At 55.7% G+C, this 16981-nt stretch carries 16 protein-coding genes and 1 pseudogene; 7 read left to right on the top strand and 10 right to left on the bottom strand.

The window, feature by feature from the left end; genetic code table 11:
- Together EAO82_RS19730 and EAO82_RS19725 are read left to right on the top strand one after the other, a co-directional pair.
- Complete coding sequence (locus tag EAO82_RS19730) at window positions 1-492, top strand: plastocyanin/azurin family copper-binding protein (protein WP_149332610.1); 492 nt, start codon at window positions 1-3, stop codon at window positions 490-492.
- Window positions 493-523: 31 nt separating this feature from the next.
- Complete coding sequence (locus tag EAO82_RS19725; RefSeq protein WP_096347162.1) at window positions 524-817, top strand: copper-binding protein; 294 nt, start codon at window positions 524-526, stop codon at window positions 815-817.
- A 106-nt stretch (window positions 818-923) separates the two neighbouring features.
- Here the strand turns inward: EAO82_RS19725 and EAO82_RS19720 are convergent, their stop codons facing one another.
- A complete protein-coding gene (locus EAO82_RS19720) occupies window positions 924-1538 on the bottom strand; it encodes an undecaprenyl diphosphate synthase family protein (RefSeq protein ID WP_096347163.1) in 615 nt (204 codons plus the stop codon).
- 325 nt (window positions 1539-1863) lie between these two features.
- Here EAO82_RS19720 and EAO82_RS19715 point away from each other — a divergent pair, with 325 nt between their 5' ends.
- On the top strand, window positions 1864-2190 hold the full coding sequence (locus tag EAO82_RS19715) for a four-helix bundle copper-binding protein (RefSeq protein ID WP_096347164.1): 327 nt from the start codon (window positions 1864-1866) through the stop codon (window positions 2188-2190).
- A gap of 158 nt (window positions 2191-2348) precedes the next feature.
- Complete coding sequence (locus tag EAO82_RS19710; protein WP_096347165.1) at window positions 2349-3032, top strand: heavy metal response regulator transcription factor; 684 nt, start codon at window positions 2349-2351, stop codon at window positions 3030-3032.
- A 16-nt stretch (window positions 3033-3048) separates the two neighbouring features.
- On the opposite strand, the gene EAO82_RS19705 is transcribed toward EAO82_RS19710, so the two are convergent.
- From EAO82_RS19705 to EAO82_RS19665, 9 genes and pseudogenes are all read right to left on the bottom strand, one after another.
- Window positions 3049-4416, bottom strand: a complete 1368-nt coding sequence (locus tag EAO82_RS19705) for a heavy metal sensor histidine kinase (protein WP_096347166.1) — start codon at window positions 4414-4416, stop codon at window positions 3049-3051.
- Window positions 4417-4541: 125 nt separating this feature from the next.
- Window positions 4542-4826, bottom strand: a complete 285-nt coding sequence (locus EAO82_RS19700) for a hypothetical protein (RefSeq protein WP_096347167.1) — start codon at window positions 4824-4826, stop codon at window positions 4542-4544.
- 135 nt (window positions 4827-4961) lie between these two features.
- Complete coding sequence (locus EAO82_RS19695; RefSeq protein WP_096347168.1) at window positions 4962-5318, bottom strand: copper-binding protein; 357 nt, start codon at window positions 5316-5318, stop codon at window positions 4962-4964.
- A complete protein-coding gene (locus tag EAO82_RS19690) occupies window positions 5315-8470 on the bottom strand; it encodes an efflux RND transporter permease subunit (RefSeq protein WP_096347169.1) in 3156 nt (1051 codons plus the stop codon). The genes EAO82_RS19695 and EAO82_RS19690 overlap by 4 nt, the downstream gene beginning before the upstream one ends.
- Entirely contained in the window at window positions 8467-9924 is a 1458-nt protein-coding gene (locus EAO82_RS19685) for an efflux RND transporter periplasmic adaptor subunit (RefSeq protein ID WP_096347170.1), read from the bottom strand. The genes EAO82_RS19690 and EAO82_RS19685 overlap by 4 nt, the downstream gene beginning before the upstream one ends.
- Entirely contained in the window at window positions 9921-11174 is a 1254-nt protein-coding gene (locus EAO82_RS19680; RefSeq protein ID WP_096347171.1) for a TolC family protein, read from the bottom strand. The genes EAO82_RS19685 and EAO82_RS19680 overlap by 4 nt, the downstream gene beginning before the upstream one ends.
- Window positions 11175-11804: 630 nt before the next feature.
- The gene (locus tag EAO82_RS19675) at window positions 11805-12758 is read right to left on the bottom strand and encodes a bile acid:sodium symporter (RefSeq protein ID WP_096347172.1); all 954 of its coding nucleotides are present in this window, start codon (window positions 12756-12758) and stop codon (window positions 11805-11807) included.
- Window positions 12755-12862, bottom strand: a pseudogene (locus EAO82_RS19670) (DUF3703 domain-containing protein); the annotation flags it as partial. The pseudogene EAO82_RS19670 and the gene EAO82_RS19675, both read right to left, overlap by 4 nt.
- A gap of 18 nt (window positions 12863-12880) precedes the next feature.
- Window positions 12881-15112, bottom strand: a complete 2232-nt coding sequence (locus EAO82_RS19665) for a heavy metal translocating P-type ATPase (protein WP_096347174.1) — start codon at window positions 15110-15112, stop codon at window positions 12881-12883.
- An 82-nt stretch (window positions 15113-15194) separates the two neighbouring features.
- Between EAO82_RS19665 and cadR the strand changes: the two genes are divergently transcribed.
- The 3 genes from cadR to EAO82_RS19650 all read left to right on the top strand — a co-directional run bounded on the left by cadR (window position 15195) and on the right by EAO82_RS19650 (window position 16815).
- Window positions 15195-15647, top strand: coding sequence for a Cd(II)/Pb(II)-responsive transcriptional regulator (gene cadR, locus EAO82_RS19660; protein ID WP_096347175.1), 453 nt, complete (start codon window positions 15195-15197; stop codon window positions 15645-15647).
- Window positions 15648-15733: 86 nt separating this feature from the next.
- The gene (locus EAO82_RS19655; protein WP_096347176.1) at window positions 15734-16174 is read left to right on the top strand and encodes a disulfide bond formation protein B; all 441 of its coding nucleotides are present in this window, start codon (window positions 15734-15736) and stop codon (window positions 16172-16174) included.
- The gene (locus EAO82_RS19650) at window positions 16171-16815 is read left to right on the top strand and encodes a DsbA family protein (RefSeq protein WP_096347177.1); all 645 of its coding nucleotides are present in this window, start codon (window positions 16171-16173) and stop codon (window positions 16813-16815) included. Before EAO82_RS19655 ends, EAO82_RS19650 begins: the two co-directional genes overlap by 4 nt.
- Window positions 16816-16981: the final 166 nt, after the last annotated feature.

Genomic DNA, 16981 nt, shown 5'->3' with positions numbered 1-16981 from the left:
ATGAACACGTTAATACGGATAACAGTCATTGCGGCGCTAAGTACGCTGTCGTTCGGCGTATTGGCGCATGGCGACGCCGAAGATAGCGCGCGCAGTGCGATGCCGCCGGAGCAAAAGGCCTGGGGCATCGGCGCAAGCGAGGACCAGGTAGATCGCGAGTTAGTCATTCGCATGAACGACAACATGCGCTTTACCCCGGATCATTTCGAAGTGGCTGAGGGTGAGACGCTGAAACTGGTAATTAAAAACGAAGGGAAAATGCTGCATGAACTGGTATTGGGCACCGCTGCGGAGCTGAAAGAGCATGCCGCACTGATGGCCAAATTTCCGGGTATGGAGCATGACGAGCCCTATATGGCGCACGTAGCAGCGGGGCAAACGCAAACGCTGATCTGGACCTTCAATCGAGCCGGGCGCTTTGACTTTGCTTGCCTGCTGCCAGGGCACTTTCAAGCCGGCATGGTTGGCGGTCTTGAAGTAAGCACGAACTGAGCTATTAACCTTGAGTAACAGGAGCAATACGATGAAAAAAGTAATGATGTTCTTTGTGGCATGTGCGCTTACTGCCACCTCCGCCATGGCAGACGAGCATGACGCCATGACCGAAGGTGAGCTGAGAAAGATTGATCAGGCTGGGCAGCGTGTCACCTTGCGCCACGGCCCGATCGACAACCTGAAAATGCCTCCCATGACCATGGTGTTCAGGGTCGAGAATGCGGCGGAGCTGGAAGGGCTGACTGCCGGGGACAAGGTCAGATTCCGTGCTGACAAAGAAGGTGGTAACTACATTGTTACCGAGCTTGAAAAGGCCGAGTGACGCTAGCTGTCGGTCGTCAGTGTCGGAAACGTGCTGACGGCCGTCAAAAGGTTTGTAGTAGTTATCATGAACTGCTGCGCCACAGCTGTCAGCGATAGCAACGCTATTAGCCGCCGAGTGTTTGGTCCTGATTTTTAAACCAGGCCAGCGCATCTTCAAAATGCTGCGGAGCAAAGTCTGGCCAATATTCATCTCTGACATAGAGATCGGCATAAACCGACTGTACCGGGAGAAAACCGCTCAATCGTGACCCTCCTCCCCAGCGAACGATTAAATCCAGACGTGACACTTCATTCGAACGCAGGCTACCTTTTTGAAGGCCGGTCAGATCCCATTCCCAACCATAGTTGACGAGTAAATTTACCTTCATTCCAACGCCTTGGCGCTGGCGGAATTCTTTTAATTCCTCGGGAAATTGCGCCGAGGTCTCATCGCCGACAACAAGAAGCGCGGCTCCACGGCGTACGATCTCCAACGCAAATGTAACGGTGGCATCGCTGAATGCCTTTTTCTGAATGGAAGGCCGCTTGGTGTTGTCTTGGGTAAAGCAGAAGATTGATGTTTCCTTGACTCCGTATTCTTTACATTTCTCGTACAGCAGCAATCCCGGGGCGATGCCATAAGCATATCCCGCTTCCTTGGGCAGGTCATGATCCGCCGCCCAGCGGCGGTTTCCATCGGGAATGAAACCGACATGGCACGGAGTAGTGTTTTTCGCCATTGCAATTATCCTTTCAATATCCCGCAAACGGTCATCGCGAACGCTCACCCGATCCAATGCCTGTTGCTTAAGATGACATTTTTAGGGGAGCTGAGCGTTACCCTCATTATTAGTACTGGTTGTCACAGTACACTTTTATCCTCTCAGCGCGCTCAACGAAGGTACTAATTGAACATGTCACTCACCCGATTGGAACATTACAGTTTTGTCAGGTTGTACTTGTTCAGAAACTTCTCAACGGATTTGTCAGTCGACTAAATGGAGTGTCTTGTCCTGGCTTGCTGGGGCAAGGCGCATTCAAATCGCTAATTGTGGAGATAAACGTATGCATACCCAATATGAATCCTGCATTCAAGCCTGCAACAACTGTGCAGTCGCCTGTCAAACCTGCGCAGCAGCCTGCCTCAACGAAGACGACGTAAAAATGATGGCGCAATGTATCAAGCTGGATATGGACTGCGCTGAGATCTGTCAGGTCGCCGCCGCTTTTATGGCAAGAGACAGCGACTATGCCGCTGAACTTTGTCGTATCTGCGCCAAAATCTGCCGCGCCTGTGGCGAAGAGTGCAAGAAGCACGAAGCGGACCATTGTCAGCGCTGCGCCGAAGCCTGCATGGCCTGTGCAGATGAATGTGAGCGGATGGCTGGTTAATCGCTTGGCGCGCTCGGGGGCAATCCCCGACGCGCCAATCCGTTCGACGCGCTAACACTTGCTGTGTGTTGGATCCTGTCGATTACATTTCTGACAGGTAATAGCATCTCTGTGCTGAGAACTGCACAATGAGCTGTTGCATAGGCAGGAGCTTGATTGTGAAAATCTTGGTTGCAGAAGATGAGCCGAAGACCGGCGTTTACCTGAAACAGGGTTTGGCTGAAGCCGGGTTTGTAGTCGACTTGGTCACGAATGGTATTAATGCAGTCCAGCAGGCGCTTGATGAGGAATATGATCTGCTGATTCTAGATGTGATGATGCCGGGGCTGGACGGCTGGCAGGTGCTTGAGCGGGTGCGTGACGCAGGTAGTGAGACGCCTGCACTGTTTCTGAGTGCTCGAGATCGAGTGGAAGATAGAGTAAAAGGCCTAGAGCTCGGGGCAGATGATTATCTGATCAAACCTTTTGCGTTCTCCGAGTTGCTTGCTCGGGTGAGGTCGCTTCTGCGTCGGGGAAACGGTGCTACCGTCCAGACTACCCTGGCCATTGAGGATCTTCAGGTGGACCTGCTCAAGCGCAGAGTCGAGCGCGGTGGAAAGCGCATTGATCTGACCGCAAAGGAGTTCATGTTGCTTGAGTTCCTGCTTTGCCGGCGGGGTGAAGTGTTATCCAAGTCGCTTATCGCATCGAAGGTATGGGATATTAATTTCGACAGCGACACCAATATCATTGAGGTTGCCATCCGGCGGTTACGCGCGAAAATCGACGATGATTTCCCGGTCAAGTTGATTCACACAGCGCGGGGCATGGGTTATTTTATCGACGGCACTCAGTCCGACTAGACGTGGCGTTGCCGGCTCAGGCTACCGGCAATCTTATCTCGAATGTTGTGATTCCGACCGCAGACCTGCATTCGACTGCCCCCTTGTGGGCCTCGATGATTGAGCGAGTGATAGCCATCCCCAGCCCCGCATTCAAGGTGCTGCCCTCACGTCGCGCAGTATCGATCCGGTAAAAGCGGTCAAAGAGCTTGTCGATATGCTCGGCAGGAATGACAGGGCCTTGGTTGCTCACCTTCAAGAGCACCCATTGATCCGCTCTCAATACATCAATATCGATAACAGAACCTTCGTCCGCATAACGAACTGCATTGGACAAGATGTTCGAAACTGCCCGCCGCAACATGGGGTTGTCACCTTTTACCCAAGTGGCGCCTTCGGCACTCATGACCAGTTTTAAGCCCTTTTCGTCGGCCGCATATTCGTAGTATTCGAGCACGCTCGATCCGATAGTTGCCAGGTCGTGATTCTCGAAATCGGGGGTAATCATGCCGTTGTCGGCTTTGGCCAGAAATAGCATGTCGTCAACCATACGCGACATCCGGCGGAGCTCTTCCAGCGTCGACAACAGGATGTCCTTGTAGTTTTCGTCAGAGCGATCCTTCATCAGCGCGACTTCAGTTTGTGTCAGCATGCTGTTTAGCGGCGTACGTAGCTCATGCGCGATGTCCGCTGAAAAGGCCGATAGGCGAAGAAAGGAATTATCCAATCGCTCAAGCATGGCGTTAAAACTGTTGACCAGTTCGTGCAGTTCGGTTGGCACCGATTCGGTAGGGATTCGAGTGTCCAGGCAATGGGCAGTGATGGTGGAAGTCGTCTTTGACAGCCTGGATATCGGCTTGAGCCCTCGACCAATAAAGGCAAAGCCAAGCAGGCCGCTGAGAATTGCGCTGATTATCAATGTATAAATAAACCACCGCCGAATCATTTCAAAAAAGTGGGTGCGGTGCGTGACGTCTAGGGCCAGGTGAATTGTCCCTTCTCCATCCGCCCATTCACCGATCCGCTGGGTAGTTCCCGTGTAAAGGTTGGGGCCCACTTGAATTAGCCACCCGCCAGCATTCCCGGAGTTATGTACAGGCAGATATTGTTCGGACAGGTTGTGATGTGAATAAACGACGCGATCTCCGGCTTTAATCACGGCAGCAAAGCCAAATGAAGTGTCAAGCAATCGGTCGATGTCGGGCACCATGGATGACTCAAAACTGTCTTTACGTGTCAGAACCGACTTCAGCGTCTGAATTTTGTGCTGGAGAACCTGTTCATCCTGATGCTCAAAATGCAGGCGACAAAAAAAATCAAAGCTCACGGCAGCGAACGCCAGAACGGTTGTGACCACTATTATAAAAAGGAGCGCCATTCTGCTTCGCAGGGACAAGCTGATCATTCCTGTTTCCCGTTCATGGCCAGACAATCCCAAGATACCGCTTCTTGGGGCATGGAACCATACGCAACGGAGCCATCCTGCGATAGAGCAAGGATAGCTCCGGCTGCATCAAATTCTCGGCGACATTACTTGTTTGCTGCCGGGTTCCCCATAGCGTGCATCTTCCCAGCGCAAACTTTCGTCATCATCTCGCATTTCATGCGTGGATTCTCTGCTTTTTGCAGAGTGCCTGCGTCAGCCGCCCCAACAAAATAGGAATTTTGGTGCGTTGACGGTGGCACCATTTTTGCCGCTTGCGCTCGGGGTGCACTACTCAGCGCGTAATCACTGCCGTCTTCCGCCATTGCAAATGAAGACGCGATCGCCAAGGCCAGGGGAATAATCATTTTAGTTAAAGTTAGCTTTTTCATGTGTCACCTCATTGTTGGGAATGTATGCAGATTAACCGTATGAGGCTGACAGGAAGCTGTTGGAAGGCTTACAAATGAGTAAGGCATAGTCAGCATGGCTACCGCACCACAAGGGTCGATAACCATGGGCGCTGGTTAAAGTTGCTTGATCGAAGTGATGGTAGAATTCATCCCTTGTGAGGTGAATTCAAACTCGATCTCGTCCCCTTCGCTGAGCTCCTCAAGCTGTTCAGGCGTTGCCTTGAACCCCATGGTCATAGCGGGCCATTCAAGTTCTGGTACGGGCCCGTGGGCGATAGTGACAGTACCTTTATCCAGCTTGATGTTGCGCACGGTACCTGTCGCCTTTGCGCTCTGCGCAGCGGTATCCGTTTGCTCCATCTTCATATTGTCCATAGGCATGCTGTGCTTCATGTCCATACCTTTCATCTCTTCAGCAAAGGCTGCTGGAGTCAGTGCGAGGGCGAGAACGAGTGCCAGTTTGGCTTTCATAGTGAATCTCCAGATTGTGGTTTGGCTTGCTTAATGGACCGGCGTCTCATCAGGAGATAAGCCGCCGGGAGTACGAACAGGGACAGAAGCGGGGCGGTAATCATGCCCCCTACCATTGGTGCAGCAATACGGCTCATGATTTCACTACCGGTACCGCTGCCAAGCAGGATTGGAAGCAGGCCAGCTATGATGACTGCCACGGTCATCGCCTTGGGCCTTACGCGCTGCACGGCGCCCTCACGAATTGCTTCAAGGAGTGCCGGTCGGTCCGTACGCCCTGCATTCACCCGCTCGCTCCAGGCATTGGTCAGGTATAAGAGCATGATCACGCCAAACTCGGCCGATACGCCTGCCAGCGCAATGAATCCCACGCCAGTTGCTACCGACAGGTTGTAATCAAGCAGGTAGAGGAACCAGACACCGCCAGTCAGAGCGAATGGCAGCGTCGCCATGATCAGTAAGGCTTCGCTGAACCGGTTGAAAATGAGGTAAAGCAGCACAAAAATGATTAGTAGCGTAGCCGGCACCACCATCTTCAGTTTGGCATTGGCGCGCTCCATAAACTCGAACTGGCCGGAGTAACTAATGCTCATGCCTGATTCCAGGGGCACGTCGCTGTCGATTCTGGTACGCAGGTCGTTCACCACCGCAGCCATGTCGCGATCGCGTACGTCTATGTAAACCCAGCCAGTAAGACGGGCATTTTCGCTCTTAAGCATCGGCGGACCATCCGTCACACTGACCTGTGCCACCGTTCCGAGGGTGATCTGACTTCCCTCGGGTGTGTAGATCGGCAGGTTGCGCAAGTCGGTCAATGAATCACGCCATTCGCGCGGGTAGCGCAAACTGATGGGATAACGAGCCAGCCCTTCTACGGTTTCGCCAATGTTGGCACCGCCGACGGCGCCCGCCACGATCGACTGCACTTCGGAAATGTTCAGCCCGTAACGTGCAGCCGCGCTGCGGTCAATGTCGACATCGATATAGCGTCCACCGGTGAGTCGCTCGGCGACAGCCGAACTTACGCCTGGAACCGTCTTGGCGATGCGCTCGACCGCTTGCGTGGCCTTGTCAATCTGTACCAGGTCCGAGCCGTACACCTTGACCCCGATTGGACTCTTGATGCCGGTGGCCAGCATATCGATACGGTTGCGAATTGGCGGTATCCACAGGTTGGCCAGCCCAGGCACCTGCACTGCCTTGTCGAGTTCTTTTACCAGTTTTTCAGGCGTCATTCCCGGACGCCATTGGTCCCGGGGCTTGAACTGGATGGTGGTCTCGAACATGGTCAGCGGTGCCGGATCGGTCGCAGTGTCGGCACGACCCGCCTTGCCGAAAACGCGTTTTACTTCAGGCACGCTTTTGATCATGCGGTCGGTCTGCTGCAGCAGTTCCGATGCTTTCTGAACAGACAGACCGGGTAACGCCGTTGGCATGTACAGCAGGTCACCCTCATCCAGTGGCGGCAGAAACTCCCCACCCAGCCGGGAGATCGGCCAAAGTGCCGTCAGAAAAATAACCAATGCGATCACGATGGTAGTTTTCGGCCAACGGAGCACGGCTTCGAGAGCCGGCTGATATATCCAGATGAGTCCGCGATTGATTGGATTGCGATGCTCGTCGGGAATCTTGCCGCGGATCCAATAACCCATCAGTACCGGAACCAGGGTGACCGACAGCCCTGCGGCTGCCGCCATGGCATAGGTCTTGGTGAAGGCAAGCGGGCCGAATAGCCGGCCCTCCTGGGCTTCCAGTGTGAAAACCGGAATAAACGACAAGGTGATGATAAGCAGGCTGAAGAACAGTGCCGGACCGACTTCGGTAGCTGCATTGGTGATAACTTTCCAGTGCTCGGCGCCCTCAAGTTTCTTGCCCAGATTTTTCTTGTGCCAGGCTTCTATGTGTTTATGGGCATTTTCGATCATCACAATCGCAGCGTCGACCATGGCGCCGATGGCGATCGCGATTCCCCCCAGGGACATGATGTTGGCGTTCACCCCCTGCCGCTGCATGATGATGAAGGCGATCAGGATACCCACCGGCAAAGAGACAATCGCTACCAGCGATGAACGCAGGTGCCAGAGGAACAGGGCGCACACCAGCGCGACAACAATGAATTCTTCCAGAAGCTTAAAACTGAGGTTGGAAACGGCGCTGTCAATCAGCTTGCTGCGGTCATAGGTAGTGATCACCTCAATTCCATCAGGGAGGCTCTTCTTCAGCTCTTCAAGCTTGGCCTGCACTGCGGTGATCGTTTCGCGGGCATTTTTTCCGCTGCGCAAGATCACCACGCCACCGACTACCTCGCCTTCGCCGTCCAGCTCGGCAATCCCCCGGCGCATCTCCGGTCCCAATTGAATATGCGCGACATCGCCAAGTGTTATCGGCGTGCCAGTAGCGCCCAAGCCGAGCGGAATGGTACGGAAATCTTTCAGTGATGAGAGATAGCCCGAGGCGCGAACCATAAATTCGGTTTCGGCAAGCTCCAGTACGCTTCCGCCCGTCTCTTGGTTGGCCTCTTCAACCGCCTGCCTGATCTGCTGCTGAGTGATCTGCTGACTGGCCATCCTTATCGGATCCAGCACTACTTGGTACTGCTTAACCATACCTCCGATCGGCGCGACCTCTGCAACATTGGGGAGGGTTTTCAGCTCGTAACGCAGGAACCAATCCTGCAGCGACCGCAATTGAGCAAGGTCGTGCTGGCCGGTGCGATCCACCAGAGCGTACTGATAGATCCAGCCTACTCCGGTGGCGTCAGGGCCCAGCGCTGGCGCAGCGCCTTCGGGAAGCCGGCTCTGCACCTGGCTGAGGTACTCGAGCACCCGCGATCGCGCCCAGTACAGGTCTGTATCGTCCTCGAAAAGAACATACACATAGCTGTCGCCGAAGAATGAATAGCCCCGCACGGTCTTCGCCCCGGGAACCGACAGCATGGTCGTCGCCAGCGGGTAGGTGACCTGATTTTCAACAATCTGCGGCGCCTGCCCGGCATAGGGTGTGCGGATGATGACCTGAACGTCGGACAGGTCAGGCAGCGCATCAACGGCGGTGTTCTGGATCGACCATATGCCCCAGGCGACCGAAAACAGCGTCGCCAGCAATACCAGAAACCGGTTTGCGACTGACCATCGAATGATGTTGGCAATCATGGCTGATCTCCGAGTTGCTCGATCCGCTCGATAACAAGACCTTCATCGCTTTCGCTGACGCCTACCTGTACCCGCTCACCTTCTTTGAGTCCTTCCAGGAGGACCGGGTCTGCGATCGGAAATGCCATCGTCATGCCCGGCATGTTCAATGTCTTGAATGGACCGTGAGACAAATTGACCATGCCATCTTCTATACTCAGGATGGTGCCCTCGGCCTCGTGCAAGGCCGGTCCGGTGTCTTCTGGCGATTGCTCTGGTTCGGTGGTCAGTCCGCGCAGGCTGGCTTCGGAATCAAGCAGGAACTGCCCGGACGCAACCACGCGTTGGCCCTCCTCAAGACCCGACAACACCTCTGTCTTGAAATCGGTTTCGCGCCCGACCCTGACTTCTACTGGCCTGAACTTGCCCTCACCCTCGGCGACCATAACCAGGGTGCGCCTACCTGTTCTGATCAGTGCTTCAGTGGGTACCACCAGGGCTTCGTCTTCGTCACGGCTCAAGGTCACGTCGGCGGTCATGCCGGGGCGCAGGAGTTGATTGGAATTGGGTAACACGACTCGAACCCGAACGGTTCGGCTATCCAGGTTGGCCTGGGGTAAGATCGCCTCGATAATCCCTTCCAGGCTTTCGCCCGGGTATGCAGGCAGTTTGGCCTCGACCTTTTGCCCTACCTTCAGGTTCCTGACCTGCGCTTCAGGGACGGCAACATCCAGCCAGACCTTTTCCAAGCCATTGATGCGGGCAAGGGATGCGCCCGCAGGCAGCGTCATACCCTCTCGGACATCAAGCGAACGAAGTACCCCGCCGATAGGGCTGGTAATGGTCCAGCTCGGGCTTGCCTTGCCGCTGCGCTCCAGCGCTGCAATGTGTTCGGGTGGCATGCCGGCAATACGCAGACGCTGACGAGCAGCAGCCAGTAATTGCGGCTCGCCCATGCCACGCAATGCCAGATATTCCTCCTGTGCGGCCGACCATTGGGGGAAGAAAAGGTCGGCCAGTGGCGCATTTTCTGGGATCACGTCGTCTGGGGCCAGGTCGTAGACTTTCTCGACAAAGCCGGCGCTGCGTGCCTGGACAATGGCTACGTCACGCTCATCGTAACCCAGCGTGCCTACCGCTTCGACGGTCTGGCTGATGGATTCTCGGGTAACCGGAGTGACCCGCATGCCCAGATTCTGTATCACTGTAGGATCGATGAGCATGGAAGCACCATCCCCCCCTTCATCGGCATAACGAGGCACCAGGTCCATGTCCATGAACGGCGATGGGCCAGGTGCGTCAAAGCGTTGCTGCGGATACATAGGATCGTACCAATACAGCACTTCTTTCTCGGTCTGCTCGGCAGACTGAGCGTGAGTGCTGCTTGCCACAACTGAGAGGCTCGCAGCTACAGTGCTCGTTATAAACATGGGCAGGCCAATCAGTAGCGCCAGTCGCTTGATCTGAAGTGTCATGGCTGGGTGTCTCCAAAAGAGAAATGTAAGCGGGCGTTGGTTAGCGAGCGGTCACGGGCTAGATCGACAAGACGCAGGTGCATTTCTACCAACTCCTCGCGCGCTTTAATCACCGCAGTCAGTTCACCTTTGCCTGAACGGTAATCGGCCATGGCCAAATGGACTTTTTCATCGGCGAGAGGCAGCAGCGTTTCTTCGGTACGATCCAGCGCCCGTTCCAGACGTTGGAACTCGGCAAGGTCTGCTGACAGCTCCTGCCTGAGCTGACGCAGCCGATCCTGGCGCTCGGCTTCCAGCCCCTCCAAACGCGCGCGCTCAGCGCTGATCTTCGGATCCTGTCTGGATCCTGCGAAAACCGGCAGATCGAAGCTGAGGTTGAGGCTGATCATGTCGCCAAAGCCGCTTGCTCTATTCTGGTAGTCCACGCCCCAGGCCCAGTCGGGTGTTTTTTCCGAAATGGCCTCGGCAATCTGGGCTTCGGCTCGGCTGGTCATCGGGCCAAATTCCAGTAGCTCCGGGTGGCGGGGAAAGTTGTTTAGATAACGCTCGGGGCTGCTTCGCCATTCCGGCCAGTCGCCCTGCAGTGGCTGGGTTGCAGCCTCGCCGATCCAGCGTTGAAGCTCGGCCCGGGCAACCGCTTCATTGCGGGCCAGGAGATCTTCCTGTTCGGCCAAGAGCGCGGCTTCCTGCCTGGGCAATACGCTATCGCTCGAGAGTCCGCCAGCGCCGGCGATTTTCGCCTTGACCGCTTGAGCCAAAAGCCGATTTTCGGCGTAGAGCTGGTTAAAAATGGTCAGCTTGCGCTCGGCAGCCAGGGTGGTAATCCAGGCCTCGGCGGTCATCTGGCGGACCTTGAGCCGCTCGACCCTCTGCTGCACCCGGGCCAATGTTACGGTGGCTTCGGCGCTTTCCACGCGTGCACGGCGTTTGGCACGGTTGGGGACCTCCTGCATGACGCCGACCATCTGCATGGTCATCGCCTCTGCACCCAATCGCAGTCGGGACTCACCTTCGATAGGCAGATTCTGAACGCCCAGTTTCAGCCTGGGGTCCGGCAGTTCGCCAGCGGGCGTGACCGAGTCTTGGGCTGCTTGCAGGTTCGCGCTGCGCGCACCCAGGGAAGGGGCTTGGCGCTCTGCCAGATCAATGGCTTCTGCAAGGGTCAGTGCTGCTGACAAGCCTGGTGTTGCCACCAGGCCAAAAAGCAGCGCGGCCGCGTATAGACGCGTTCCGTGATTGCGCTGATTCATGAATTTGATTCCGTTGATGTTCTAGCGCATGCCAGAGACATGCCTAAACCGCCTGTTCCTACAGCTCAGGCGACACTAGGGGACACAAACAAAATCAGCTGCGCGGAGGGTGCCAGACAACATCAGGCGCGCGAGTCGGGGCCCGACCAGGGAGGAGGGCGGAAGGGCGAGGGGAGAGCGCTGGCGATACGACCTTGCCGAGCGCGAGTTGGAGCAAACTGCTGGTTTTACATTCCTGCCCGTTTTCGCAGACTGACCCAAGCGCATCTGGATCACAGCAATCATGCTCAGACGTATCCAGTTCCGAAGCAGCGTCGCTGGACGCCATGGCCGACGGGCTCATAGCATGCCGCGTGTCAAACGTCATGGTTTGTGCCATCCCGCTGACAGGAAGCACAAGAATCATAAGCAGAACGATAAATACATTCCGACAGGTCATCATAGGCTCAGGCTATTGGAAAGCGAAACGGGGTGCAACCGGCTCTGCCTTCCCTTTCTCCCTCAAGGTAATGCCATAATAGTAGCAGACCTCGCTGACGCACAGCTGGATTGAAGATTACATTTATGTCAGTTTTGCGCTTTCATGGTTATTCGATCTGGGCGCGCTGCAAGAGCGGCGCGTTTCTCTGTTTATCCCTTGAAAAGTTTGCCGGGAACCCACCACAGGTAAAACACCATCCCGAAGAGCTCAACTAACGATTGCACTACGATCACAACGGCAGTCACTTCCCAGCCAGCCGGCAGCGACAGAGCAAAGGGTAGCACCACAAAGGAGTTGCGTGTGCCCAAACTGAAGGCAAGAGTGCGGCTTTGATCGGCGGGCAGCGCCATGAGCTTGGCTAACCCTTTGGCGATCAGTGCGGCCAACAGCAGGAAGACCACGAATAAAGGCACAATCAACGGAAGCAACCTCAGCGCACCCTGCACTGCGCCCACCTGAGCACCCGCGATCAGAAAGACTACCAGCGCAAGTAATGGCACTGGCCACCAGGCCAGGCTGTTGCGAAAGACCTCTCGCTCTGCCCGGGCGTCAATCCAGCGTTCTGACAGTGCGGCGGCGGCGAGCGGTGCAAGAACCACAACCCATGCGGGCCAGATGTCGGCCGGTGCCAAGGCTGCCGAAAGGTCGGATCCCAGCATGAGCCACAGATAAAATGGCAGTAGCAGCAGCTGCAAAAGAAGGTTGATGGGTGTCACCGCTATTGCGCGAGGCACGTTGCCATGCCCCAACTGGCTAAAGGTGATAAACCAATCGGTGCATGGTACCAAGAGTACAAGCAGAACCCCGAGCCGCAACGCGGGATCAGCGGGTAGCCATTGCACCAACAGCCAAGCCACGACCGGCAGGACGATGAAGTTTCCCACCAATACGGTTATGACGAACCTTCCGTCCCGTATTGCATCACGAAGATGCAGCAGTGGTACCTGCAGGAAGGTTGTATAGAGCAGCAGTATCAGCGTTGGCCAAAGCAGCATCTCAAAGAAGCGGCTGGTGTTGGCCCACGTGCTGCCTACTAGCAAACCGCCAAGGATAGCTGACAGGTAGATCCATACTTGGCGACGTTCGAGTGTTAAGCGATTCAAGCAGTTTTTCCTTTGCTCAGGAGACACATCACCCTGTGTAATCTGACATGCGTTAGGGGTTGGCGTTGAGTCAGAATATGTGCACGCGCCAACCATTGAAAGGCATCTCCAGCTTTCCTGTTCTATTTTTTAAGGAGACGCAGGCCATTGAACACTACCAACAAACTGACGCCCATATCAGCAAATACCGCCATCCACATGGTGGCGTGGCCCGATAGCGTAATGGCGAGAAACAGTGCCTTGAACCCCAGCGCCAGAATGATGTTTTGCTTGAGGATGGCTGCGGTTTGCTGAGACAGACGGATGAAGGACGGGATTTTGCGTAGGTCGTCATCCATCAAGGCTACATCGGCAGTTTCGATGGCCGTGTCGGAACCAGCGGCAGCCATGGCAAAACCAATTTCAGACTTCGCCAGGGCTGGCGCATCGTTGATGCCGTCGCCGACCATGCCGACAACATAGCCGCGTGCTTGCAGTGCTTCAACGGCTTGTAACTTGTCGACCGGGAGGAGGTTGCCGCGCGCCTCGTCAATCCCCACCTGCTTGGCGATGGCCTCAGCGGTGTACGGATTATCGCCGGTCAGCATGGTTGTCTTCACTCCCAACGCGTGAAGCTCCTCGATTGCCTGACGACTGGAGTCTTTGACGGTGTCGGCAACGGCGAACAGGGCCACGGCACGCTGCGCATCGCACAGTACTACCACCGTTTTGCCCTGGCGTTCGAGTGGCTCCAGTAATGCTTCGAGCTCTGGTGAGCAGAGGCCAAGCTCTTCCACCAGGCGGTGATTACCCAGGTGAAAGTCCTCGCCCCCAATGTTGCCCCGTACACCTCGTCCCGGCAGAGCTTCGAATCCATCCACAGCTGAAAATGTCAGCGCGGTATCATGGGCATGCTTGGCTATCGCTAATGAAACCGGATGATCAGACCGGCTGGCCAGGGTGACTGCTTGGGCGCGATAGCGCTCCGAGTCCTGTTCGATCAAGGGGATGTAATCGGTCTGTACAGGCTTGCCGTGGGTAATGGTTCCGGTTTTGTCGAGAGCCAGGAAGCCAAGCTTGCCACCGATTTCAAGATACACACCGCCTTTGATCAGAATGCCTTTACGCGCTGCGGCAGCCAGGCCGCTGACGATGGTGACGGGTGTCGAAATGACCAATGCGCAAGGGCAAGCGACGACCAGCAATACCAGGGCGCGGTAGATCCAGTCGTACCAGGCTTCGGCCATAAACAGCGGGGGGACGATGGCGATAGCCAGCGCAAACAGAAATACCACCGGCGTGTACACCTTGGCGAACTGATCGACAAAGCGCTGGGTCGGTGCACGTGAGCCCTGTGCCTCTTCAACCGCATGAATGATGCGGGCCAGCGTCGTATCAGCAGCGACGGCGAACGCTCGGTACTCCAGTGAACCGCTTTGGTTGATGGTCCCGGCAAAAACCGTGTCGCCGGGGGCTTTCTCTACCGGCAGGCTCTCCCCGGTAATGGGCGCCTGGTTAATGGTGGAGTGGCCGGAAGTGACCTCACCATCGAGTCCGATGCGCTCGCCAGGCCGAACCCTGAGCACCGCTCCCACGGCAACGGTTTTTACGTCGACTTCCAGCCATGTGCCGTCGGACTGCTTCACCGTGGCCTGCTCAGGCGTCAAATCCATCAGCCCGCGTATGGCATTGCGCGCTCGATCAAGCGATCTGGCTTCAATCAGTTCGGCGACAGCAAAGAGAAACATGACCATGGCTGCTTCAGGCCATTGTCCTATCAGCAACGCGCCGGTCACCGCGATACTCATAAGCGCATTGATGTTCAGGTTACGGTTCTTCAGGGCGATCCAGCCCTTCTTGTAGGTTGTCAGCCCACAAAGCAATATGGCTAGCAGCGCAACGCCAGCCACAACCCATTCTGGTGCCAACTCGGCGAAGTGCAGCAGTTCGGACGATACGGCGGCCACACCTGATAACGCCAAAGGCCACCAGGCCTTCTTGTGGGGGGCAGCTTGCACCTCTTCGTTGGCCGTTGCTGATCCCTCAACCACAGGAGTGAAGCCCAGGTCCCGAATTGCGGCAAGTACTCCTGGCAGTGCACTTGCAGAGTGCCTGACGGTAAGTACGCGTTGAAGCAGGTTGAACCCCAGCTCCGTGACACCCGATATTGACGCCAGCTTGTCGCGGATCAGCTTTTCTTCTGTGGGGCAGTCCATCTGGTCGATTCTGATGCGGGTTTGGCCTTCAGTGGAGCCGGTAGATGTACCCACGGTTGAGGCGGCCGCAGAGGAACGTTTCACTGCTTCGCTGGTGTCACAACAGTCGCTTTGCATAACTGCTTGAGTTTTGTGGGCGTTATCGCAGCAGCCAGTCATGTGGGTATCCTCGTTGATCATGTATGCTAAGTGAACACCCTGAAGCCGCTACAGGGTCAAGCGTTTATCGAAGAGGTAGGTCATGAAAATTGGAGAGCTGGCCAAGCTTACTGATTGTCAGGTTGAAACGATTCGCTATTACGAGCATGAAGGGCTGTTGCCTGCTCCGGCGCGCAGCGAGAATAATTATCGGCTTTACACCAGTGAGCATCTTGAGAAACTAACGTTTATTCGTAACTGCCGAACACTAGACATGACGCTGGACGAAATCAGAAGCTTGCTGGCGCTGATGGATCAGCCGAGAGAAAACTGTGGGGATGTTGATCGTTTAGTTGACGAACACATCCAGCATGTAGATTCGCGTATTAAAAGTCTGCTCGCATTGCACCAACAATTGGTTGACCTGCGTCACCGCTGCGCTTTTGGGCGCGGGGCAGAGGCGTGTGGGATACTTCAGCGCCTGACTACCTCAGGCGGCGTGAATGCGCCTGCAGAAAGTAATCACTCCCACGTGGGGAAAAGCCACCGTCACTAACAATCAGTTGCAGTGATTGCTGGTCAGCGTGCCGCAGTTTCTGCATCGGCAGGCTAGGTCCCGTTATCAAGTAAAAGGATGAATAGATGAGTTCTAAGGAGTCTATACGTGACGCGAACCGCTGGGGATTATTGCTCGCCGCCTGGCTACTGGCAGTTGCAGCGACTTTAGCCGCGCTGTTTATTGGCGAAGTCATGGGCAAAACCCCGTGTGTGCTGTGCTGGTTCCAGCGGATTTTCATGTTTCCGCTCGCAGTCATGTTGACTATCGCGTGCTATCGGGCTGATTTCACCGTTTGGCTATACGCGCTGCCGCTGACCGTTATCGGCTGGGGGTTCGCCCTGTATCACAGCCTGGTTTTCGTCGGGGTGATTCCGGAGGCGCTAAAACCATGCAGCGCCGGGACCTCGTGTTCCGGCGCCGATATGCTGATCTTCGGTAGCGTGCCGCTGCCGTTGCTTTCACTGGCGGTTTTTACCGCCATTGTCCTGCTTCTTGCCATGATTCGCCGGAGAGCCCTTGTATGAACAGACGTGCCCTTGTACTGACCATCAGCGCAGTCATCATTGCCGGATTTGTTGCTGCAGCACTGCTTTATCAGCGCTCCTCTGCGCCACAGGATGCGCCGACAGTCACCCAGACGACCGGCTCGCTGGTACGTTTTCATTCACCATCACTCGGGCCAATCAATGCGCCGGTCACTATCGTCGAGTTTTTCGATCCTTCGTGTGAGAGCTGTCGGGCATTTTATCCCTACGTAAAACAGATTATGGAGAAGTACCCTAAGGACGTGCGTCTGGTCGTGCGCTACGTACTCTTTCACCAAGGTTCAGAAGAGGCAGTGCGTCTATTGGAGACGGCACGCATGCAGGGGTTGTACGAGCCGGTATTGGCCGCAGTACTGGAAGCACAACCGTTGTGGCATGACGACGCGACAGCGCAGAAAGCCTGGGAAGCAGCTGCAGCAGCCGGGCTGGATATCGAGAAGGCGCGCGCCAGTATGAATTCGTCAGCTATCGATGAAATCCTGGCCAAAGATGCAGCTGATGTACAAGAGGTTGGAATTCAAGGCACGCCCACGTTCTACGTCAACGGGAAACTCCTGACCGAGTTTGGTCCGGGGCCGTTGTTGGAACTGGTGGAAAGTGAGCTAGAAAACGTGCGTTAACATCAAACGAGCGTGAACGCGCGCCGCGCTGTCGGAACTCTTCGTTCGGCACTGGCGGCGCTCATTTTGGGATCAAAGTGCTGGCTCAATGGCTGGCCTGTTCAGCCTTAACGCTCCGATCTGGAAGCTCAACGCTGCAGTACATTGAGGAGATGGGCAAAGATCT

Source organism: Halopseudomonas pelagia, assembly GCF_009497895.1.
In the GTDB taxonomy this organism is placed as follows: domain Bacteria; phylum Pseudomonadota; class Gammaproteobacteria; order Pseudomonadales; family Pseudomonadaceae; genus Halopseudomonas; species Halopseudomonas pelagia_A.
The sequence above is the reverse complement of the archived record's forward strand: the minus strand, read 5'-3'. Positions and strand labels throughout refer to the sequence as shown.

Excerpts from the sequence above, each read along its gene's own strand:
- EAO82_RS19730 (WP_149332610.1), top strand. The coding sequence starts at position 1 with ATGAACACGTTAATACGGATAACAGTCATTGCGGCGCTAAGTACGCTG.
- EAO82_RS19725 (WP_096347162.1), top strand. The coding sequence starts at position 524 with ATGAAAAAAGTAATGATGTTCTTTGTGGCATGTGCGCTTACTGCCACC.
- EAO82_RS19720 (WP_096347163.1), bottom strand. The coding sequence starts at position 1,538 with ATGGCGAAAAACACTACTCCGTGCCATGTCGGTTTCATTCCCGATGGA.
- EAO82_RS19715 (WP_096347164.1), top strand. The coding sequence starts at position 1,864 with ATGCATACCCAATATGAATCCTGCATTCAAGCCTGCAACAACTGTGCA.
- EAO82_RS19705 (WP_096347166.1), bottom strand. The coding sequence starts at position 4,416 with ATGATCAGCTTGTCCCTGCGAAGCAGAATGGCGCTCCTTTTTATAATA.
- EAO82_RS19700 (WP_096347167.1), bottom strand. The coding sequence starts at position 4,826 with ATGAAAAAGCTAACTTTAACTAAAATGATTATTCCCCTGGCCTTGGCG.
- EAO82_RS19695 (WP_096347168.1), bottom strand. The coding sequence starts at position 5,318 with ATGAAAGCCAAACTGGCACTCGTTCTCGCCCTCGCACTGACTCCAGCA.
- EAO82_RS19690 (WP_096347169.1), bottom strand. The coding sequence starts at position 8,470 with ATGATTGCCAACATCATTCGATGGTCAGTCGCAAACCGGTTTCTGGTA.
- EAO82_RS19685 (WP_096347170.1), bottom strand. The coding sequence starts at position 9,924 with ATGACACTTCAGATCAAGCGACTGGCGCTACTGATTGGCCTGCCCATG.
- EAO82_RS19680 (WP_096347171.1), bottom strand. The coding sequence starts at position 11,174 with ATGAATCAGCGCAATCACGGAACGCGTCTATACGCGGCCGCGCTGCTT.
- EAO82_RS19665 (WP_096347174.1), bottom strand. The coding sequence starts at position 15,112 with ATGACTGGCTGCTGCGATAACGCCCACAAAACTCAAGCAGTTATGCAA.
- cadR (WP_096347175.1), top strand. The coding sequence starts at position 15,195 with ATGAAAATTGGAGAGCTGGCCAAGCTTACTGATTGTCAGGTTGAAACG.
- EAO82_RS19655 (WP_096347176.1), top strand. The coding sequence starts at position 15,734 with ATGAGTTCTAAGGAGTCTATACGTGACGCGAACCGCTGGGGATTATTG.
- EAO82_RS19650 (WP_096347177.1), top strand. The coding sequence starts at position 16,171 with ATGAACAGACGTGCCCTTGTACTGACCATCAGCGCAGTCATCATTGCC.